General features: G+C 40.9%; 14 protein-coding genes and 1 tRNA gene. 6 read left to right on the top strand and 9 right to left on the bottom strand.

The genetic code is table 11. From position 1 onward, the window contains the following. Positions 1-4 precede the first annotated feature (4 nt). The 3 genes from IPI59_13725 to ruvX are packed head-to-tail and all read left to right on the top strand — an operon-like array spanning position 5 to position 5,074. Complete coding sequence (locus IPI59_13725) at positions 5-3,022, top strand: DUF2723 domain-containing protein (GenBank protein ID MBK7528575.1); 3,018 nt, start codon at positions 5-7, stop codon at positions 3,020-3,022. Positions 3,023-3,056: 34 nt separating this feature from the next. Next, a complete protein-coding gene (gene hemC / locus IPI59_13720; GenBank protein MBK7528574.1) occupies positions 3,057-4,640 on the top strand; it encodes a hydroxymethylbilane synthase in 1,584 nt (527 codons plus the stop codon). 23 nt (positions 4,641-4,663) lie between these two features. After that, positions 4,664-5,074 carry a Holliday junction resolvase RuvX gene (gene ruvX, locus IPI59_13715; GenBank protein ID MBK7528573.1) on the top strand — a complete coding sequence of 137 codons (411 nt, stop codon included), beginning with the start codon at positions 4,664-4,666 and terminating at the stop codon, positions 5,072-5,074. Positions 5,075-5,079: 5 nt separating this feature from the next. Here the strand turns inward: ruvX and smc are convergent, their stop codons facing one another. The 5 genes from smc to IPI59_13690 all read right to left on the bottom strand — a co-directional run bounded on the left by smc (position 5,080) and on the right by IPI59_13690 (position 14,277). Beyond that, on the bottom strand, positions 5,080-8,634 hold the full coding sequence (smc, locus tag IPI59_13710) for a chromosome segregation protein SMC (GenBank protein MBK7528572.1): 3,555 nt from the start codon (positions 8,632-8,634) through the stop codon (positions 5,080-5,082). Positions 8,635-8,749: 115 nt separating this feature from the next. Further along, complete coding sequence (locus tag IPI59_13705) at positions 8,750-10,321, bottom strand: DUF853 family protein (GenBank protein MBK7528571.1); 1,572 nt, start codon at positions 10,319-10,321, stop codon at positions 8,750-8,752. A gap of 206 nt (positions 10,322-10,527) precedes the next feature. Further along, positions 10,528-10,899 (bottom strand): 50S ribosomal protein L19, encoded by a 372-nt coding sequence (gene rplS, locus IPI59_13700; protein ID MBK7528570.1) that lies wholly within the window; start codon positions 10,897-10,899, stop codon positions 10,528-10,530. 150 nt (positions 10,900-11,049) lie between these two features. Beyond that, positions 11,050-11,643, bottom strand: a complete 594-nt coding sequence (gene def / locus IPI59_13695; protein ID MBK7528569.1) for a peptide deformylase — start codon at positions 11,641-11,643, stop codon at positions 11,050-11,052. 129 nt (positions 11,644-11,772) lie between these two features. Continuing rightward, positions 11,773-14,277 carry a carboxypeptidase-like regulatory domain-containing protein gene (locus IPI59_13690; protein ID MBK7528568.1) on the bottom strand — a complete coding sequence of 835 codons (2,505 nt, stop codon included), beginning with the start codon at positions 14,275-14,277 and terminating at the stop codon, positions 11,773-11,775. A gap of 667 nt (positions 14,278-14,944) precedes the next feature. Here IPI59_13690 and IPI59_13685 point away from each other — a divergent pair. After that, positions 14,945-15,886: a hypothetical protein gene (locus IPI59_13685; protein ID MBK7528567.1), complete on the top strand. Its 942-nt coding sequence runs from the start codon at positions 14,945-14,947 to the stop codon at positions 15,884-15,886. Next, a complete protein-coding gene (locus IPI59_13680) occupies positions 15,858-16,508 on the top strand; it encodes a T9SS type A sorting domain-containing protein (protein MBK7528566.1) in 651 nt (216 codons plus the stop codon). Before IPI59_13685 ends, IPI59_13680 begins: the two co-directional genes overlap by 29 nt. A 173-nt stretch (positions 16,509-16,681) precedes the next feature. On the opposite strand, the gene IPI59_13675 is transcribed toward IPI59_13680, so the two are convergent. The 4 genes from IPI59_13675 to rpsP all read right to left on the bottom strand — a co-directional run bounded on the left by IPI59_13675 (position 16,682) and on the right by rpsP (position 20,962). Then, positions 16,682-16,754: transfer RNA gene (locus IPI59_13675), tRNA-Phe, on the bottom strand. A gap of 118 nt (positions 16,755-16,872) precedes the next feature. Further along, a complete protein-coding gene (locus tag IPI59_13670; protein MBK7528565.1) occupies positions 16,873-19,098 on the bottom strand; it encodes a thioredoxin family protein in 2,226 nt (741 codons plus the stop codon). Positions 19,099-19,692: 594 nt separating this feature from the next. Continuing rightward, positions 19,693-20,265, bottom strand: coding sequence for a 16S rRNA processing protein RimM (gene rimM, locus IPI59_13665; GenBank protein ID MBK7528564.1), 573 nt, complete (start codon positions 20,263-20,265; stop codon positions 19,693-19,695). Between the two features lie 91 nt (positions 20,266-20,356). Then, the gene (gene rpsP, locus IPI59_13660; GenBank protein ID MBK7528563.1) at positions 20,357-20,962 is read right to left on the bottom strand and encodes a 30S ribosomal protein S16; all 606 of its coding nucleotides are present in this window, start codon (positions 20,960-20,962) and stop codon (positions 20,357-20,359) included. 890 nt (positions 20,963-21,852) lie between these two features. Here rpsP and IPI59_13655 point away from each other — a divergent pair. Continuing rightward, on the top strand, positions 21,853-22,725 hold the full coding sequence (locus IPI59_13655) for a hypothetical protein (protein ID MBK7528562.1): 873 nt from the start codon (positions 21,853-21,855) through the stop codon (positions 22,723-22,725). Positions 22,726-22,920: the final 195 nt, after the last annotated feature.

The following is a 22,920-nucleotide window of genomic DNA, read 5'->3' as shown; positions in this document are numbered from 1 at the left end:
TTGCATGGATACCCAACGTTTTAACCAATTTATAACCTATACTGGTTGGCTTGTTTTTTTAATTTCCGGAATTACATATACCCTTACCATTGAAGCGACTACCAGCCTTTGGGATTGTGGTGAGTTTATAGCTTCTTCATGGAAACAACAAGTTGTTCACCCACCCGGGGCATCAACATTTTTAATGATTTCGCGGATGTTTACCTTGCTTGCCGCCGGCGACCCCCAATTAATAGGTTTGACTATAAACTTTATGTCGGGGCTATGCTCGGCATTTGCCATGATGTTTTTATGCTGGGTAACTATACATTTAGCCCGAAAACTCATTACTCCGGACAATGCAACCGACAACCAATACACAGCGGGGCAAGCCTGGACAATTTTAGGCGCAGGTTTAATAGCCGGCTTGGGTGGCACTTTTACCGATAGTATTTGGTTTTCGGCTGTCGAAGGCGAGGTGTACTCTATGTCGTTAATGTTTACAGCTATGGTAGTTTGGGCAGCCTGCAAATGGGATGCCCGCGCCGACAAACCAAGTGCCGATAATTGGTTGTTATTTATTGGTTTTATTATTGGGGTTACACTTTTTGTCCATTGGTTAAATATTTTAGCTATTCCGGCAATTACTATGGTGTACTATTTTAGACGCTACAAACCTACCTGGCCAGGTGCAATTACGGCATTTATTATTGGTAATGTATTGTTGGGCTTCATTTTGTCGGGTATTATACAAGGTGTAGTAAGTGTGGGTGCTGCCTTCGAATTATTTTTAGTAAACGGAATGGGCATGCCTTTTAATTCGGGTGTTTGGTTGTATTTAGTATTGTTAATTGGCGTTATGGCATTTGGCTTGTGGTGGTCGCACAAAAACAAAAAAATATTAGTAAACAGTGCCTTGTTGTTTGCCATGTTTGTACTTATTGGATACAGCTCTATTATTACCATTGTAATTAGGGCAAACGCAAATACCAATATTAACATGAACACGCCAAGTGATATTGTTTCGTTAGATGCCTATTTAAAACGCGAACAATATGGCTCAAGACCATTATTAACCGGATATGATTTTACCGCCAAAGTGGTTGATACCAAAAAAACAGGCACCAAATATTTTAAAGGCGAAAAAAGATACGAAGACGTAGGCGATAAAATTGAATACGTTTTTGACGGTAAAAAAATGTTCTTCCCGCGTATTTACAGCACCGAAAGCGACCACCGCCGCCTATACGAACGCTGGTTAGATTTAAAACCCGGAGAAAAACCAACTACTGCCGACAACTGGAAATTCTTTTTTAAATACCAAATTGGCCACATGTACGTGCGCTATTTACTTTGGAATTTTGTAGGCCGCCAAAACGACGAACAAGGTATGGGCGATATTCGCGATGGCAATTGGCTATCCGGAATTGGCTTTGTTGACAGCGCCTTCTTAGGCCCCCAAAGCAATCTTCCAGAGGCAATAAAAAATCATCCTTCGCGCAATACAATGTTTTTTATTCCCTTGTTAATTGCCTTGTTAGGTGCAATTTTCCAATTTATGTCTAACAAGCGATACTTTGGCGTAGTAACTTTATTGTTCCTGTACTTGGGCGTAATGATAATTATTCAAGGAAACTCGCCACCTGTTGAACCGCGCGAACGCGATTATATTTTTGCCGGCTCGTTTTGGGCCTTTAATATTTGGTTGGGCTTGGGCGTAGTTGCCATTTTCGATATGCTGGGCGGCCTACTTAAAAACCAACAAGCCCGCAGCATTTTAGCCATTGGCATTGCCGCCTTGGCTCCCTTGTTAATGGGCGCACAAAACTGGAATAATCACGACCGCAGTAACCGCTTTGCCGCCCGCGATTTTGCCGCCAACTACCTAAATTCATGCGCACCCAATTCCATTATTTTTACCCAAGGCGATAATGACACTTACCCACTATGGTACGCCCAAGAGGTCGAGGGCATTAGGCGCGATGTGCGGGTGGTAAACCTTAGCTTACTGGGCGTTGACTGGTATATTGACCAACTGCGGCGCAAAGTTAACGATGCCGACCCCGTACCAATGACCCTAACCCCCGAAAAATACCGAGGCACCGAGCGCGATATCGTTCCCTTTGTTGCCAAACAAGATATTCCGGCTGATGCTTACGTTTCGCTCGATAATGTGATGAAATTTATAACCTCTGAAAGTTCGAGTGCAAAAGTTACCGGATCCGGACGGCCTATGAACTACCTTCCTACAAAACGCATCAAAATGCCCGTTGACCGCGAAGCAGTTTTGGCATCGGGGGCTATATCGCCTAATGATGTGCCATTGATGGAACCCGAAATTCAATGGGAAATAACCAAAGATAATTTATATAAAAACGACCTGCTTGTTTTAGATATTGTAAATGCCAATAACTGGAAACGCCCTATTTATTTTGCTATTTCGGTGTCGCCCTCAAGTTATTTGGGTTTAGAGAAATATTTCCAGCTCGAAGGTTTGGCCTATCGCATTGTACCCGTTGAAGCCAAAGGCGTTGAGCCTTATACCGGCAAAGTTAATCCGGATATTATGTATCAAAACATGATGAGCAATTTTAAATTTGGCAATATTAAAAATCCGGATGTTTTGGTTGATGCCGATCTGACGCGGATGGTGCATAATTTTAGAGGTAATTCAGCCCGTCTGGCAGAAGCGTTCATTGATAGAGGCCAAAAAGACAAAGCCGCCGAAGTGCTAAACCGCGCCATGACCGAAATGCCCGACAGTGCCGTTCCTTTTAATATGTATTTGTTTCCAATAATATCGGCCTACTACGAAACCGATGATATGGAGAACGCCAATGCTATAACCGACCGCACCACCGACCGCATTGCCCAAGACATTGCCTACTACAAAAGCCTGAAAGGAAAATACGCCGCAATGTATAAACGCGAATTAGACTCGAGCGAAAACCTGATGCGGGTAATTATTCGTATGCTCACCGAAAAACAACAAACCGAAATGGCCAACAAAGTACAGGCCAAATTAGATGCTATTGGCAAATAATTGAGGCGAGCCGACAAATAACATAATCAAATAAATGCAAACATCTACTATTGTAATTGGTACACGAAGTAGTGAGTTGGCATTATGGCAGGCGCATTACACCCGCGACATATTGCTTGAAAATGGTTTCGAGGTGCAACTAAAAATTATTAAAACCAAGGGCGATGAACTGCTTAACTTGAATTTTAATAAAATAAACAACAAAGGGATTTTTACCGATGAAATTGAACAGGCCTTACTAAGCAAAAGTATTGATTTGGCGGTGCACCTGTACGAGGATTTGCCAATAACGCCTACCTCCGGTTTGTTAATTGCCGGATGCTCAGAAAGAGAAAACCCTGCTGATTGGCTTATTATCCGGAAAACTGCCGTAGATAGGTTTTCTGAACTTAGGCTGAAACACAAGGCAGTTGTCGGAGCAGTCTCGGCAAGGCAAATAGCGCAGTTTGCAGCCCTGCGCCCCGATGTGATTTTAAAAAATATTAGCGGAAATATAACAGCCCGTTTAAGTCGCCTAAATAACGATTGTGATGCCGTTTTGTTGGAGGCAACCGGACTAAATCACTTAAATTTAAGTAAAATTCTAAGTAATTTTGAAATTGTTGAATTAAAACCACATCAATTAGTGCCCGCACCTGCACAAGGAGTATTTGCCTGGCAAATTCGGGAAGACGATATTGAAATGGAAAAAATAGTGAGGCAGCACCTGAATAATTTTAAAACCGAAATTGTTACCCTCGCCGAACGCCATTTATTGCGTAAACTTGACGGCGACAATAAAAAACCTATTGGCATTTATATTAATAACGATTTTTTGAGCGATTATCACTTATGGGCTTCGGTGGCAGATAGCCAAGCAGATTTTCCTTTTCAAATAAAAATTACGAACCCCGACCCCGAGAAATTGCTTTTACATGCTGTGGCCACACTGAAAAACCCTGCACAACAAACTATTTTCATTAGCCGCGATATAAATATAAATAAAGATGAAGGGTATTTTGCCCGAGCAGCCAAAGCTTTTAGGCATACTGTTTACGCACAATCATTAATTGATTTCCTTCCATTGCCGTATCAACTTCCGGATGCACCCTTTGATTGGTTGTTTTTTTCGAATGTGCAGGATGTTCAATATTTTTTTGCCCAAGAACCCAATATTTCCGGAAAAAAAATAGGTGTTGTAGGCTTAGGAACGCTTAGGGCTTTATGGCGGGCAGGTTTTGAGGCCGATTTCGTAGGAAACGAAGCCCCGCCCGAACAAATTGCCTTGAGTTTTACAAACTGTGTCAATGATGATGGTACAGTTTTGTTTCCACAGGCAATTAATAGCATTGAAACGTTGCCCCAGCTTATTGCAACTACAATTAAGGTTTTGCCCTTGCCGGTATATAGTATAATTAAAAAAACCAATCTGGTTCTTATCCCTAAGCACCAAATTGCTATTTTAACCACCCCACTTAACGCGCAGGTATATTGCCAAAATTACGATATTTGTGCGCCGAATAAGGTTATAACTATTGACGAAACAACCGCACACGCCTTACAAGAAATTGGTTTTACTAATGCCATTGTTGCGGCTTATCCGGATGAAATAAGTTTAGTAAATTTGTGTTATTTGTAAACATAGCGCTTGAATTTTATAGTATGTCAAGGATAATGGGAATAGATTTTGGTACAAAACGAGTGGGTATTGCCGTTACCGACCCGCTTCAAATTATTGCCACCGGGCTTACAACCATTAACACTAATGATGCGTTGCCCTTTATTAAACAATATATAGCAACCGAGCCGGTTACGTGCATTGTCATTGGGCAACCTACTAATTTAGACGGCACACCCACCCATGCTACGCATCCGGCCAATTTGTTTGCCCAAGCCTTGGCTAAGGCCTTCCCCGATATAAAAATTGTTCGCGAAGAGGAGCATTACACTTCCAAAAATGCCATGCGGGTATTGGTTCAAAGCGGTGTTAAAAAAAAACAACGCCGCAACAAAGCCTTGTTAGACGAAGTTAGCGCAGTACTAATTTTACAAACCTATTTGGGGCATATTTAATTAATTTAAGCTGCCAACTCTCTAAAATCAACGGCTACCACTTTGCTAACGCCTTCTTCTTGCATCGTAACACCGTAAATAATATCAACACTTGCCATAGTGTTTTTATTATGTGTTACAATAATAAACTGCGATTTGTCGGCAAATTCGCGTATAATTTTAGTAAATTTGCCTACATTATTATCATCTAAGGGGGCATCTACCTCATCTAATATACAAAAAGGCGCAGGTTTTAACAAATACAACGAAAATACCAAGGCCAAAGCTGTCAATGATTTTTCGCCCCCCGAAAGTTGGTTGATGCTTTGTGGTCGCTTGCCTTTAGGTTTTGCCATTATTTCAATAGGCGAGTCTAAGGGGTTATTAGGCTCAAGTAAGGTTAGGTCACATTGGTCTTCGTGGGTAAACAACGACCTGAAAACATATTGAAAATTTTGCCTAACTGCGTTAAAGGCGGCCATAAATTTTTCGGTTGCGGTATCTTCTATCTCTTTAATAGTTGCCAGCAACGAGTTTTTTGCTGCCAATAAATCATCGCGCTGCGTAACTATAAAATCATATCTTTCTTTAATTTCGTTATAAGCCTCGATGGCTAAGGGGTTAATTTCGCCGTAGTTTTCAATGCGTTTGGCTTGTTTGCTAACTTCTTCTTCAAGGGTAGTGCGGTCTAAGTCTAAGTTCGGCTCTTGCTCTAATAAATCGTCTAAATTAACTTTGAAGGCAAGGCTCAACCGTTCTTTTAACGACAATAATTTAATTCGCAACTCGTTCGAGCGGTCTTTTTGGGCGTTTATTAAAACTTCGCTTTGCTCTTTGCGTTTTTGAAGTTCGCGTTCAGTTTTTTCTAATTCTGCTATATTGCCTCGCAGATCAAAATAAGCTGTTTCGGCTTTTGTTACTTGGTTTTCAAGTGTATTTTTTTGTTGGTAAAGGTTTGCCAAAGATGCATCATATTGGCTAAGTTGTTGTTCGTCGGCAAGTAGTTGGTTGGCAGTTGTTGTGGTGTCGCTGGTTGCGGTTGTTAATTGCTGTTTAAGTTCGGCGAGTTGTTGGGTTTTAAATTGCAGGTTTTGTGTAATACTATTTAAACGGTTTTGCTGTTTATGAAACTCAATATTTTGTTGGTTATAGTCTGCCGAGGCCTCCGTTGCTTCTGTTTCGGCCTGCGAAAAATTTGTTTGTAGCGCGGCTAATCCGGATATATGTGTTCCTTTATCGTACACCAAATCCTGCAAGGTTTCTTGTAGCTGGGAAATTTCGGCACCAGTTTCTGCTATCCGGATTTTTAATGCTTGTTGTTTTGTTTCGCTTTCTTGTAAAAATAAGTTGGCATTCTCAATTCTAAAATTAAATTGCCCCAATAAATTTTGCAGTTTGTTGGCTTCGGTTCTATGGTGCTGAACGAGTTGCTGTTTATTTTTAAGGTTTGTGTTTAAAGCTGTCAGGTTGGTTTGTTGCTGCTGGCGTTGGGTGGTTAGGGCGGTAGCTGTTGTTTCAAGTTTTGTAATTTCTTTGTTTAATTGCTCAAGGTGCCGGGCTTTGCCTATACGTTTGCCCTCGTAAGCACCTGCCGAGCCACCCAATATACTCGTTCCTTGTGCTATCAGCCTTCCGTCTGGGGTTACTATCGTTTGATTTTTAGGACTTAATTGCTCAAATGCGGCGGTATTGCTTACAATAAATACATTGTTTAATAATTGTGTAAACAGAGGCAGGTATTGGTCGGCGGTTTGCACGAGGTCTAAAGCATAAATGGCTTCGGGATGTGGTTTTTCATGTTGTTTTTTATCCGGATTTTGTTTTGCTGCAGTATTGTTGGCATGATTCAAAACAAAAAATCCAGCTTTGCCTTTTTGGGCGGTATCTAACAGTTTAATAGCCTGCATCGCCTCGTTAATATCGTTTACCACATAGTAGTTTAACCAGGGTTTCAGCACATTTTCGAGGGCTGCCTTATATTGGTCGGGGCACGAGAAAGTGTCGAGCAATAATGGTGCGGGTTGCCAGTTTTTATTTTTTTGCAAATACACTATCGAGTCCGGAAAACCTTCTAAACTTTCGACCAAACTTTTAGTTAGTTTATACTCGTTTCGTTTGGCATCAAGTTGTCGTTGTTCGTGGTTAAGCGCATTGGCAATTTGGTCAATTTGCTGTTGTGCTATGCTAATTGCCTGCTGTATGGTTGTTTCTTCAGCAAGTTCGGCTTGCAATATTTCGCTGGCATGGGTTAATTCGTTTTGTGTTTTGTTGCGTTGGGCAATAAAATCGTCTAATTCGCTTTGTTGCGATTGAAATTTAATCCGGTTTGTATTTATTTCTGTCGAATAGGTCTCTTTTTGAGAAGTTTTAACGGCAATTTGCTTTTCGGTGTCAAAAATCTGGCGTTCGGTATCGCGCAGTACTGCCTGCAATCGGTTTAGCTGGTTTCGAAGTGGCTCAAGTGCGGTGCGTTTTGTATTGGCAATGGCTTTAAGCTCGTTTAGCAATTGGGTTGTTTTTTCTAAAATAGCTGTTTCACCGGTTTGGTCGTGGTGCAAAATATCCACTTCTTTTTGAAGGTTTTGCCTCAACGTATTTGTTGTTTCAATTTGCCGGGTTAATTGCTCGCGTTTTTCGCGCAGAAAACGGGTATTTTGCGTTAGTAAACTTTTATCGTTTTCGGCTTTGTTAACAATTTGCAAATGGTCGTTAAGTTGTTTTTGTATTAGTGCCAGTTCTTGTTCGTGTGTAAGTGCAGTATTTTTTTGTTCTTCAATTTGGGCTTCAAGGGTAGCCATTTGGGCTTCGATGGCAATTTTTCGGTCGTTTTCTTGTTTTAAATTGGCATCGTTTGTTTGATGCACCTGTTTAAAATCGGCTAATTGGTATAAAGTTAGGGCAATACTTGTTGTTTTGTAATCTTCTTTTAGCTGATAATATTTTTCGGTTCGTTTGGCTTGGCGTTCTAAGGTTTTGAGGTTGGTTTCTATTTCGTGTAGCAGGTCTTCTACGCGCTGAAGGTCGGCATCGGTACTTTCTAATTTCGATAAGGTTTCTTTTTTCCGGATTTTGTATTTGCTAATGCCGGCGGCTTGTTCAAAAAGGCGGCGGCGCGAGTCGTCGTTATCATTAAGCAATTCATCAATCATTTTAAGCTCAATAATAGCATATGAGTCGCTACTAATTCCGGTATCCATAAATAAGTTATAGATGTCTTTCAGTCGGCATTTGACGTCATTTAATCGGTACTCACTTTCTCCGGTTCGGTATAAAATACGGCTAACGGTAACATTGCTAAACTCGGTTGGCAGCAGGTTGCGGGTATTTTCGAAGGTTAGCGCTACTTCGGCCCGCCCCGACGATTTTCGTTTTTTAGTGCCATTAAAAATAATATTATCCATTTTTTCAAGGCGCAGAGCCTTGCTGCGTTGCTCGCCAAGTACCCAACGAATGGCATCAACGGTATTTGATTTACCGCAGCCATTAGGGCCTACAATGCCGGTTAGGGCGTCGTTAAAATGAATAACAGTTTGGTCGGCAAAGCTTTTGAAGCCTTTAATTTCGAGGGTTTTTAATCGCACAACAACAAACAAAGAGAAGCGTAAAGAAAATAATTAGGGTGGGCGGTATTTGAGCTAATTGATAAGGGTGGGGGTGATGGTGTTTTTTTATTTTTAGCAGAAAATTGTTAAGTAATTAAAACCAACTGCTTCGTTTTTTGCTTGAGGTGGTTTTGCGGCCACCAATGCCCAATACCCCCAGCAATCCGCGGGTAAGTTCGCGGCCAACAGTGCGGCCAACCTGCCTTACCATGGTATTTTTGGTTAGTTTTTCAAACCATCCGGGTTCGTCTTTCTCGGTTTTACTACTATTTGAGGTTTCCTCTTCTTCATTAACCTCTTGACCTTGTGCAATGCGTTTACTTAAAATTTCGTAAGCACTTTCGCGGTCAATGTCTTTGTTGTAATCGGCTGCAATTTCTGAGGCGCACACCAAATCGTCAATTTCGTTTTCGGTCAATACATCCATCCGGCTGGCCGGGGCGCACATTAACACGGCGGCTAAGGGGGTGGGTCGGCCTTTGTCGTCTAAGGCAGTAAAAAGGGCTTCTCCAATACCCAGATTCGTAATTACCTCGTCGGTATCATAAAAATCAGATAGAGGGTAGTTTTCGGCGGTAAGTTTAATATCTTTGCGGTCTTTGGCGGTAAAAGCGCGCAAGGCATGTTGCACTTTCATACCTAATTGCCCAAGCACGGCATTAGGCACATCTTGTGGGTTTTGGGTACAAAAAAACAAGCCAACCCCTTTTGAGCGTATCAGTTTTACTATCGTTTCAATTTGGTCTAATAATGCCTGCGATGCTTCGTTAAATACCAAATGTGCTTCGTCAATAAAAATTACCAATTTTGGTTTGGGCAGGTCGCCGGCTTCCGGAAAAGTTTGGTAAATTTCAGATAATAAACTGAGCATAAAAGTCGAGAAAAGTTTGGGGCGGTCTTGAATATCGGTTAAACGGACTATAGAAATATAACCTTTTCCGGATTCATCGCGGCGCAACAAGTCTTTTACGTCAAATGAGGGTTCTCCTAAAAACAGGTCGGCGCTTTGTTGTTCAATTTCTACAATTTTGCGCAATATAGACCCCGACGAGGTTATGGCGATATTGCCATATAAATTTGTAAATTCGTCTTTGCCTTCGTTGGTGGCAAACTGCAATACTTTTTTAAAGTCGTTAAGGTCAAGCAGCGGCAGGTTATTGTCGTCGCAATATTTAAAAATAACAGCTACAACGCTGGTTTGTGTTTCGTTTAAATCAAGAATTTTTGAAAACAGAACAGGTCCAAATTCCAACAGTGTAGCGCGCAGGCGGGTGCCTTTTTGGTTCGACAAAGTTAATAACTCAACCGGATATTGTGTGGATTGCCACTCGATACCTATTTTTTGGTGGCGGTCGGCAATTTTGGGGTTAGGGGATCCGGGCTGGGCTATACCGCTTAGGTCACCTTTAATATCCATGCAAAGTACGGCTACGCCGTTTGCCGACAGTCCTTCGGCAATTAGTTGCAAGGTTTTGGTTTTTCCGGTGCCGGTAGCACCCGCAATTAAGCCGTGCCGATTAAAATTTTTAAGCGGGGCTTTAATGATACTGTTTGGCACAACCTGACCATTTAACAGGGCAATACCCATATTAATATAGGCTCCCGAAAACTGATAGCCAGCAGCTATTTGGGCTTGAAAATTGCTGATAATATCTTGTTGCGACATAAACTATTGAATGAAAAAATAATATGAATATACTAATATAACAAAACAAAGCGCTGCACAAAAGGAGGTTACCAAATGCACAGCGCTTTAAATATTTATTGGACAGATGATAGTAGCGCTAAAGGTGGGTGTAAAAAACTAAGCCCAGCAACAAACGATACCAATTAATAAGTTAAATTTGACGCAATAAACAGCAATTTAAACAATTAATTTGCGTGTTTGGCAATACGTCTTTCTTTAATACGAGCTGATTTGCCAAATTGTTCGCGCAGGTAAAACAAACGTGCGCGGCGCACTTTACCAAATTTGTTTACTTCAATTTTATCAATAGAGGGCGAGTTTAGTGGAAACACCCGCTCAACACCTATGCCATCCGAAACTTTGCGTACGGTAAAAGTGCGATTTGGATTGTTTTCGCCGCCACTTATTTGTATAACGTTGCCGCGAAACATTTGTATGCGCTCTTTGCTTCCCTCGCGGATTTTGTAGTAAACAGTTACATTGTCGCCCGATTTAAAATTTGGGTGAGAAACGGCTGGAACTAACTCAGCGGTTAAGGTTTGAATCATGTCAGACATACGAAAATAATATACTATAATTTATAATATTATTGTTGATATTTAGAATAACTTCCTGTTATTGCAAATAGAGTGCAAAGGTACACTTTTTTTGTAAAACTTGTTGTTGCCATGCAAAAAAATATCCGGAAAAAGTATAAAATTACTATGCTAACGGGTTTGGTTGTACTTCATCCGGTAAGGTGTTGGAACGTCTCCGCGCGAAATGCGGTCTAATTTTTTCTTAATTATTTGTTTTCTGAAAGGCGAAATAAAATCGGTAAAAAGTTTTCCTTCAATATGGTCGTACTCATGAAAGATTACACGCGCATTAAAGCCTGTATAGGTCTCTTCATGAAAATTAAAGTTTTCATCGTAGTATTGGATGGTTAATTGCTCGGGGCGGGTTACGTTTTCGTTGATGGTTGGAATACTAAGGCAGCCCTCGCTATAAGCCCAAGGTTGGCCTTGCGTATTTGTTATTTTGGCATTAATAAATACTTTTCTGATGGCTTCGTCGGGGCTTAGGCGTTCGTTTCGCTCTTCGTCGTCTTCGTTTTTTTTATCGAAAAGTTGTAAGGTGTCAACAATAAAAATCCGGATGGTAAAGCCAACTTGTGGCGAGGCCAAACCAACGCCGTGTGCGTTGTACATGGTTTCAAACAGGTCGGCTATAAATGGTTGTAAATTCGGGAAATCGGGTTTAATATCGGTACAAACTTTGCGCAAGGCAGGGTGGCCATACGCCACAATAGGTAAAATCATTAATTAAAATTGAATTATAATATATAGTTGCTGTGAGGTTGAAAAAAATTATTGCTCACAAACGATGGGGCTACAAAGTTAGGCAATTTTTTAAAATTTTTTGTAGTGGAAAGCAGATACGGTAAAGAGCTATTCGGCACTTGCGTTAATGCCAACAGGCAACGAAAAACTTAGCTGGAAACTATTATCCGGAAAAGGCTTTGTTAGGCTAAAAACGTAATCAACCCTAAAAAAGTTTAAAATATTTTCAAAGCCAACAAAAGCTTCGGCATAATAGATATTGCCATTATAATGAAAAGCCCTACATCCGGCAACATTTTTTAGTTTAAGTTTCCTAACATAAGGTATTTTATTGGTAAAAAACACATCAAAATGATGTTCGTAAAGCACTTTAAAATAAGGTGTGCTGGTGTAGTAGCTATATAAATCTATCAGTTGGAACTGCAAATTGCTACTTTGCGGCAATAGAAATTCGTTTCCGTTTATAAATTCGTAATCAACAAAGGGCAGGTATTTTTTATTGGGGAAAAATCCGGCAATAATTTGGTAATCTGCTTTTCCAAGCAAACCCATATTAAGGTTTTGAGTTATTTTTAGTTGTAATTTATCGAAATTAACTTTATCGTTTTTGCTGCCTTGCCTTCCGTTGATATAGGTAAGCACAAACATGGGCCAGTTGCTGCCGTAAATGCGTTTTTCGTTGGGCAGCCGTTCGTATTTTTGTTTAGGCCAGTATTTTAACTCAAATTGTGTTATGATGGCTTTGTGTGGGTTAAAAGGCAGTGGGGGCGTATTGGCCGTAAATTCGCGCAACAAAGCGGGTCGCCAGCTAAAATTACTGCTGTTATTAATAGGCAGGCGGTTATACCAGCCCGTAGTTAGGTTAGCTGTTAAACCGTTTAATATTTCGCGCTGGTAGTTTATTGTTATTTCTTTTGCTTCATACAGTCGTAAATAATTTAATTTATAGATTAAAGTATAGATGGTATTTGTTGTTTCCGAAATCGGGTTTTTGGCATCCCATTGTTTTACAGTACGGCCAAATCCAATTTTAATGCGTTCATTCGTTAGGCTATTTCCGGCGTATATTGCAGTAAAATGAGGATTGAAGTGTTTATTGGCTATTCCGTACCGCAAACTTGTTTTAAACAGGAGTTTTTTGTTGGCGGGCAAATTTTTCCGGAAACCTAAATCGCAAAGCAAGCGCATCCCTTCAATTGTGTTGTGTTCAAACCACAAAAGTGGCGGACTTGTGTTCATTAACACACCTTTTTTGCTGTTTTGGTGACTAAATCCGAGCAATAAGGTATTTAAACCAAGTTTATTAACGACCTTGTCAACCGAGTCTTTATAGGCTGCCGACTCGTGGTGCAAACGAATGGTTTCTTTCCGGCGGTAATCAACAGTTTCATCTTGGGTTAGTGGAATTGGGCGTATTTTTTGCCAATAAACCGAGTCGTTTTTTACTACATCTGGGGCAATGCGAGTTATTTCGTTAGGTGCTAATTTAAGTGCATTTTTTGTTGGGTTTACGTTGTAATTGCTGTAATTGTTAAGCTGAAAACCACCAAATCGAAATATTAATACTTTGGCCGAAAAATCGAAACGCTGGTTAAGCATTACCCAAGTAGTATCGTTTACGGGCGCGTAAGTCTGCGAAATTGCCAGCGAATCGGCAATAGATAAATTTGGGTTTCCCTTGCTTAGATGTAAATTCAAGCTGTGTATTCGCCAAGTATCGTCTTGTATAAAAATATGGCCACTAAAAACGGGGTCGTGTGCGCGTTTGGGCAAAACGGCAATTTTGTAAATAAATCGGCTGTCCTCAATGGTCATGCCTTCTAATTTGTAATGGTAATAAAAAAGGGCGTTGTTGGCAATTGGCGATATTAATCCGCGTTGGGCAATACCCCCAGCATCAACTAAATTTTCGTAAAAATTTATATTAAGCATTTGGGCGCGGTTAAAGCTAACGCCTTGGTTGTCGCCGCTAATTTTTGATGACAATAGCACTTCGCGGAAATCGTTTGGCGGTTCGACGTATAAATCGCTTAGGGTTTCGCTTAAATAAATGGTGCCGGTTCCGGATGTATCTAAGCCAATTTCGCTCCAATTTATAGGTTTGCCAAATATTTTGTCGGGTGCGTCGAGTAATTTGTAATGTCCTTTGGAGTAAACCCGGCATAAATAGCGGGTAATTTGTTTCAAATAAAAACGGCGTTGGGCTTGGCAATTCCGGATGATTTGGTAAGCCGGGTCTTCTTTTCCGGGGGTAATAATTACTTCGTTAAGCTGGTAATTGTTTTCGGTTAGAACAATATTAAAGTTTTGTGTTTGGCCGGTTGCGTTAATGGGTGTTTCGTATTTTTGGTAGCCAATAAATTGCACTGCTAAAATATGATGGCCATTTGGTATGGTTATTTCAAATTGGCCGTTGGCATTGCTTGTTGTGCCGGTAGTGGTATTTTTGAGGTAGATGGTTGCATAAGGCAGTACCTCGTTGTTTTGGTTTGTAATTATGCCTTTAATTTGGGTTTGCGCCCATAAAATATTCGGGTAAGCCGGAAGTAAAATTAAAAGCAAAAACAGCAGTAAAAAATGCAGCGCTATAGTTAAGGATTTGGTTTTGAGCATGATTTTTTTGAATGGCTTTTTTTTGAGGTGCAATTTGATATTTTATGGTTTGCATCATGCCGAAATATATATTATTTTAATATTTAAAAACAAACGTAGATTTGACCATTTATTGTTGAGTTAAGCATGTTATACAAACACCTCTTGCTTGTGTTTGGTTTAAATGTACAAGAAAATGAGTTATCCGGATAAAAAGCAACGGCAAACAAAATTCTGCCCACTATTTATTCTTATAAATCAAACTTCAAGACGAATTTTTTTACTCAACGCATACAAGTTAAATAAATGCCGTAAATTGCCGCTATATTTAACCATATAACCACCATTTGCTATGATTTTTAACACTTCGCCCCGCACCGGCACCTCCCGCGCTTTAAGCAAGTGCTGGGGTAAATACTAAGCGTAGCTTACCGCCTTGTATTTGCCCCACCTCCCCCCTCTTCGGAAGATTAACCCACCCCTGCGCCCCTCCGAGGAGGGGAAAGTGCAAAATCATGGCAATCCGTTAATCCTATAAATTAGTGGTTCAGACTAATTTTCCGGAATAAAAAGAAATAATCAAGCCAATCGCATAGTCAAAATAAATCACATTTCAAGACTTTTTTTTACTCACCTGCTTAGACTACAACTATTTAAGGCTATGAGCTATTTTACACTACAATATTTTATGAATACAAAGAACATTTTTTTGACTATTATATACTTTTTAGCAACCACTAATGTAAATGCGCAAATTGGCTACTCTAAAGTAATTGATGCCTTCGAAAACTACACAGATTTCGCAAGAATAATAACAATACAGCCTGATGGCTTGCTGTTGGGATGCCAGTTAGATAAAGGTTGGGACGGCACTTTTGGGCTATTAAAAACCGATTTTGATGGAAATAAAATTTGGAGCAAATATTATAGTCCTGAACTTGATCCCTTATTATCCGACTATTTTGAAAAAAATGGCAAACTGTATATTACCACCCAATGTCCCTACCCCCATAGTTTAGATGTTTGGATTGTATGTGCCGATGCCCAAACTGGCGATACTTTATGGACAAAGACCCTAATAGACACCACCTATAATAATTATACCTACAACATTATACCCACCCTTGACGACGGAATATTAATAACGACTAATAAAAGTGCAGGAGATGGTTTTAACAGTATTTGGCTAATAAAAACCGATAGTTTGGGCAATACTTTATGGGACACCTTGGTTGGCACTAAACATATTTCATTTTCTAACCCAATGTCAACAATTCAATTGCCCGATAGCAGTTTTATGGTGTCGTTTATGGGTTGGAAACTACCTAACCCTTGGAATGACGATGGCTACCATGGCCTAATTAAAGTAGATAAAAATGGTAAAGAACTATGGACGCGGTTTTATGAGAAAATAATTGGACCACCAATAAATTACTTCAACGATATGATTGCCTTAGCCGATGGCAATATATTAATAGTAGGTGCGCGTAACAAGGCATTTTTAATAAATGGCCCTTATACAAGTGGCTTGTTTAAAATTGAACCCGAAAAGGGCGATACGATAAAAACAGCCATAGTAGGCGATTATTTTGGCGACATCTATGATATTGGATATTGCCCTATGCGCTAATGGCGATATTATATGTACCGGTCGTGTTGCACTATTTCAATACCCCAATCAACCAAAGGAATTTACTTATGGTGGGTGGATTTATAGGGTAACGCCAAATTTAGAATTGGTATGGGAACATTATATTTATGATGTAGGTAAAGCAAGCGAAAATGAGTTGTATAGCATCATCGAGGCCCCCGATGGCAGTATATATGCTGCTGGAGATATTACCCCAAAACTGGGGCTTGGAAGCGAAACGTGGTTGGTAAAACTCTCTGCCGATGGTTGTATAGACGATTATTTAAACTGCAACGAAAATTTGCAAATATACACCGCCATTTCCCCACCGCCCCAACAGTGGGGTGCTAATTCCCCCTTTTTGAGGGCGTTAGGGGGAGTAACCCTCAACCCCGCCCACCAAACCGCTACCCTAACCCTCAACCCCAACTACACCCATTTAATAAAACAAGGCGAAGCCCTTGAGATTTTTAACACCCAGGGGCGGTTAGTAAAAACCGTTCCTTTGTCATCCGGAGGAGAAACCACCACTTTTAGCACCGCCAATTTAATATCCGGCATCTACTACTGCCGTCTTCAAAACCATCCGGAGATAGAAGGGGTTAAAATGGTGGTGTGGTAAATTTTTTAGGTGAAGGGGCGTCTTGCCCCTTCTAAAATCCCGTAAACGCTGAATTGAGCTTGCCGAAATTTCATAGCTCAGACGATTTCCGGATAAGAAAAACTAACGCAACAAACAACAAAAAACCCCTTGCAAACGAATTTTGTTGCAGGGGGTTTCTACGTGTTATCTTGTGGTGTGGGGCGGGATCGAACCGCCGACACATGGATTTTCAGTCCATTGCTCTACCATCTGAGCTACCGCACCATCCGGTTGTTGGTGTATTTAATGTTTTAAAAGGGAATTGACCCGTTTTTTTAAAACTGTGCGCAAAGGTACGGCATTTTTTTAAATCGAGCAAATAAATTGCTTAGGTTTTGCAAAATTAATTTGCCGATGCTGTTTTTTTGCAAACTGGCAACGCTTCAAAGGTATTTTGTTTAAAATTGCTAAGTCCACCTTCTAAATAAGTTTTAAACACTTCGGGGTCGGGGTCGTAGCCCATTGGCTGTTGTTTTAACATGCGCTCGCTGGGGTCGAGCAAAATGTACCAGGGTTGGGCGTTATTGTTGTAACAAGCTATTTGTAATTGTGCCCATTTATCGCCAACGGTTTTGGCAGTTTTTGTCCGGCCTTTCGAGTCGGTATATTGAAACACATCATTTTCGAGTAGTGGAAGTCGCTCATCCACATAAAGGGAAACAACAACGTAGTCGTTTTTGAGTTTTTCAATAATTCCGGGTTGATGCCATACTGTTTCTTCCATTTTGCGGCAGTTTACGCAGGCCCATCCGGTAAAATCTACAAAAATGGGTTTGTTTTCTTTTTGTGCCAAGGCTAAAGCATCGTCGTAATCGTGTAAACAGTTTAAATCGTGGGGGCAGTGGCCTAATTTAGAGTAGCTATAAAAATCGGGGGGCGGAAAACCACTAATCATGGTTAGTTTACTGCCAAACAAGCCTGCGGTTAGGTATCCGGCAAATGCCAGGGTTAAAATGCCCAAACTGCCGCGCACCAAGCCCAATTTTTTCATCCGGCTGTCGTGCGGAAACCGTATCAAGCCAAACAAATAAGCAGCCATACCTAAGCAAATAATAATCCACGAAATTAAAAAAGCTTCGCGTTTTAGCAAGCCCCATTGTTTTACTAAGTCGGCGTTCGATAAAAATTTTATGGCTAAGGCCAATTCAATAAATCCTAATACCACTTTTACACTGTTTAACCACCCGCCCGATTTTGGCAGGCTGTTTAACCATCCGGGGAAGGCGGCAAACAAAGCAAACGGTACTGCCAAGGCCAACGAAAAACCAGCCATTCCTAAAAATGGTCCAATCAACCCGCCCGCCGCAGCTTGTACCAGCAAAGTGCCAATAATTGGCCCTGTGCACGAAAACGAAGTGAGCGATAAGGTTAAGGCCATAAAAAATATGCCAATAAGCCCGCCTTTATCAGCGGCGGCATCTGACTTGTTGGTAAGCCATACGGGTAATTGAATTTCGTAGAAACCAAAAAACGAAAAAGCAAAGAATAAAAATACCAAAAAGAAGGCAATGTTTACCCATGGGTTGGTGGCTAAATCGTTGAGGGCGGTTGCACCAAACAACATAGTAACCAACATGCCCAAGCTAATATAAATTCCAATAATACTTAAGGCGTAGATAATGGCATTGGTTAAGCCTTTTTTACGTGTTTTGCTTTGTTTGGTAAAAAAACTTACGGTAACGGGCACCATTGGAAAAACGCAAGGAGTAAGCAGCGCTAATAAGCCCCCTACAAAGCCGGCAAGAAATATTCCCCAGTGGTGTTGGTTGTTGGTATTATTGTTGCCCAATGTTGTGGTTAATGTTGTTGCGCCTTGGTTAGCGGCGGCGTTTGTTGTTGGGGTGGTGCCTATGGTAAAGGTCTCGTCTGTGGGGGGCAGGCATTTTACATCATCGCAAACCATAAAATGAACTGTGCCCGAAATAGCGGCGTTGGGGTTGGTAACGCGCACTTTTTGCACAAATTCAACCTCGCCGGCATATTTGGTGAGTTTCATATTAAAAATGGGGTCGTGGCCTTCTACTTTTTTGCTGCCGACTTCGTCGGGTTTGGGGCTAAGCAGGGTATAGTCGCTTGATGGTGTAAAGTTAATAGCGGTTGGTTCGGGGCCGCCGGCGGCAAGGTGTTGCGAGTAAATATACCATCCGGGTTGTAAATTAGCTTTAATTTTAAGTAGCCATTCGTTATTACCTAAATCTTGTTTTTCAAAGGTCCATGTTACCGGATTGTGTATATTGGTATTTCCTAAATTATTGCTGTCAAACAAATCAGGATTTGAGTCGGTGGTAGTTGTTGTTGTTGCCGCCGCAGTGTTGTTGTTTGTGTTTGATGGATTTGCTGCCGAACCGGGTATATTCGCAGTATTATTTCCGGATATTGGGTTGCTTGTGCCGGGCTGTGTGGGTGTAGGGTTATTACCTCCGGAATTACCACTATTGGCGGGTGGTGTTATTAGTTTGTTGGTATTCAGTATAGGGTCGGGGGGGGTATCTGCCGATTTGCTGGCGGCTAATTTTAGTTCAACTTCTTCATCTCTAAATGGCACGCACTCTCGGTCATTGCAACTCATGCCGTCAATTGGAATTACAAAACTAACTTCGGGCTTTAAAATTTTTACTTTTGCCTTAAATGTGCAATGTTCTTTGTATTTTTTTACTACAATTTCGAACATGGGGTCTAAGCCTTCAATGGCTTTGCCTTCTTCGCTTATTTTGCCAATTAATTGCACATCTTTTGCTTCGCTAAAATCGAAAAAAGTGGGCTTCGGGCCGCCATCGGGCACATTTTGCGAATACAAATACCAACCTTGCGGTGCCTGGGCATCAAAAATTATTAAAAACTCATTATTTCCCAAATATTCGGTTTTAACTTTAAAATCAACTACATCTTTAACCTGACCTTGTAAATTAAGGGTTAAAAACAAGGCGGTTAGAAAGTAGAATAAAATGGAAACTGTTTTTTTCATGGCGCTTATATTTTATTTTTTAGCATGTTTGTTTTTATGATGCTATGAAAATATCTTGATATAAAGTAAATTGGCTGCAAAAATACGAAGGTCGAAGTGATTTTGCCATTAATTAACGGAAATTAACCGCATAAAGAAAAATCTTGAAACATACGGGCAAAATTATCTACATAATTAGCTTTTTGACGAACAAAAAATTTAGGTTTCGGTGTCCAAATCATCCGGAATATGCGGAGTTGTTTGCAGGTACAATGCTAATAATCCATCCGGAAGTGTAAAGTTTATGCGCTTGCTCCTCCGGTCTATTTTTGTTATAAAATGGTCGTTAAGTGGAATTAACACTTCGCGATTTTGATAAATTACTTGTGCCAGTTCATTTTCCGGAAGATAATAAATGTCTTCAATTTTGCCTAATTCGGTATTGCCATCAAAAACCTTGTAGCCTATTAAATAGTTCAGGTCGTTTTCATCTTGAAGATAGGCTTCGAGGGGGGCGTTTTCAAAATAAATATCTTTGTGTTGTAATGGTTCGGCGGCGGTTTTGGTGGCAATATTTTCAAACTCAAGTTCGCAACTAAACTCGGTGCGAATAGTTTTTACAAAATAAGGCACAAATTGGTTGTTTATATGCAGGTATAAATGCTGGGGTAAAGCGGTTTGGTCGGCTAAATAATCTAAAAAGAAAACCTCAAAAGAGGCTTTAATTGCTCCTTTGAGGCCTTTAGTTTTAACCAGTCGCCCAATTTTTACGAAGTGATTGTTGGGTTGCATGGTTTGTCAGTAGTCGTCAAGCAAGTGGGTAAATAAAAATTTTATTTAATTAATTAGTAATGCTTGTATCGTTAAGTTCAATTATAGTAATCTAAGCGTTTTCGTCTTCGCTGCTTGGCGTGTCGTTGTTATTATTGGGCGCATCAATTTCAGCTTGTACTTCTGTTTGGGGCTGAACTTCTTCGGCTACGGTTTCAGCATCAGCGGTGGTTTCAGCCTCGGCGGCAGTTTCGGGCTGCTGAGGCGTTGTTGCGGGTGGGCTTTCAATAGTGGCGACTGGGGTAACGGTTACCCTGGGTTTAAAACTTGGTTTTGGTTTGTCTGCCACCCACGAAGCAAGCGCAACGGTATGGTTTGTTTTTTTGGCCTTGCCATCTAACCACGCTTTAAATTGGCTCTCCACTTGTTCTTGGGTTAAAGCACCTTTGGCTAAGCCGCGGTGCAAGTGTTTTAGGTAAAGTACTCCCGCTTTTGAAAGCAAGGAACGAACGGTTGTAGTTGGCTCGGCGCCATTTTTAAGCCATGTAAGCGCGCGCTCGTGGCTAATTTCCATGGTGCCGGGTTTAGTGTTAGGATTATACCAACCAATACGTTCAATAAATTTACCATCGCGCTTAGCGCGAGAGTCTGCTGCAACAATATGATAAAAAGGCTTGCGTTTGCTGCCTTTGCGTTGCAATCTTAACCTTACAGGCATTGTTTAAATTAAAATTTAATTGAGGTGAAAAAAACTTGCCGCAACTATTTACGGCTTTCGTATAGAACAGTAAAAATTAAAATGAAGGGCAAAGTTACAACTTTTTTGTGGTAAGCAAGAAGTTTTTTACAAATCTGGATTAGGTTGAAAAAGTAGCGGTTTTTTAATTTTTTTAGCCTAATGCATACAGGCTACAATAAAGTGTCGTACATTTGCCACATATAGCCGTTTCTATATATTAAGGCTTAATTTTTCACTCACAATTTAACCGCCGTTTGCTATGGTTTTTTGTTTTGCTACTACCGCCCGCACCGGCACTTGCTACACTTTAAGCAAGCGCTGGGGTAAATACTAAGCCGCAGCTCACCGCTTTGTATTTGCCCCCCCCGTCCTTGCAGACACGCCCCTCAAGTAGAGAAATTGTCTCGTCTGTCTATCTTCGCCTAAATTAATGTTCAACTCCTTCGGAGTTGGGGGTTTGTGGTCCTACGTTTTGTCTATTAACATTACAATCCTTCGGAGTTAAAGCTTACCCTCGATAGAAAACTAACCCACCCCTGCGCCCCTACGAGGAGGGGAGGGTGTGAAATCTTGCTAATCCGTTAATCCGCTAAATCAGTGGTTCAGACAATATCCGGAAGAAAAAGAAAAAATCCTGTTAATCCTTAAATCAAGCAAATCCTGTTCAAGACAATTATCCGGATAAAAGAAAAAACCACAAACCAAACCCATTTTTTAACTTCAAAAAAACCATCTTAAAATGAAAAATTTTTTTCTTAATTTTGTAGGCGCTATACCTACAACAACCCAACAGCCCAACAGCCCAACAGCCCAACAGCCCAACAGCCCAACAGCCCAACAGCCCTAAAAATTTAAAAACTGTAAAGGTAATGCTTATTTTTTGGTGCTTGCTTACCATTTTTAACTTAAAAACAAGTATAGCCCAGCCGGCCTGGAACCCCAACTGGCAATGCCTAAATGCACAAGACAGCAGTATTTTATACGCCGACTGCCCGCGATATGTGCGCATAGCCATACATTACATAGGTTTCGATGGGTTTACGCCCACGGGCAACCATGCCATTAACCCCAGCGTTTTTCCGTACTGCGATTACACCGGCTACGATTTTGCCCGCGATGTAGTAAACCACATGAACAGAGTGCTAACGGTAAACCACCCGCAAAATATTTGCAATGGCTGGTTTTATTATTCGCAATTTATGTACGACGAAAACGGCAACCAAGTACCCAACCCCAAATATAACCCTTTAATTTGGGGCGACCCCGATTTTACCCTCCCCCCCGCTGCCCCGCCTTACGGCTTTAGGGTAGCTTTAAGCGGTGTTTACTGGCTGCCCGATACAATACCAACCGATGCCTCGGGGCCCAATGATGTAAATTTTTATTTACACCCTAACTGCCAAAACCCCTACGACACTGATTGCACGGGCGGGGTAACTAGTACAAATGGCTGCCATATTTTTAACGTTGGCAGCGGTAAGGCCGCCGGTAGGGCAGGGCTACTTTTGCACGAATTAGGCCATTTTTTATCATCAAACCACACATGGTTGTTTAATTACGAATGCCCCATGCCTTATGATACAGAGCTTGTTATGGGACCCGAAGGTCATTTTCAGCGTATTAATAATATTGATGAATTTAACAATAGCATAGATTGTCCTTTCCTTACCAGAAACCTTTACGAACATATTCAGGCTGAAATGGAAGATTTTCCGGATGATTCTATTCATTTTTTCAATTAACAGATTCCTTAAAAAATGCACATCCGGAGGTAGAGGAATGTATTGATGTATTAGAAAACTTAAACTGGGAAGCCTGGACCAATTGCCAAAACACTATTCCGTATTACAATAGCAGCCAAATAGCTCTTTGCGACCCCATTACATTAGATACAAACTATCAGGGTCAAGCCGGTTCTATTATAATTAGGCACAATG

The organism is Sphingobacteriales bacterium, assembly GCA_016706405.1.
Lineage (GTDB): Bacteria > Bacteroidota > Bacteroidia > Chitinophagales > UBA2359 > BJ6.
The sequence above is the reverse complement of the archived record's forward strand: the minus strand, read 5'-3'. Positions and strand labels throughout refer to the sequence as shown.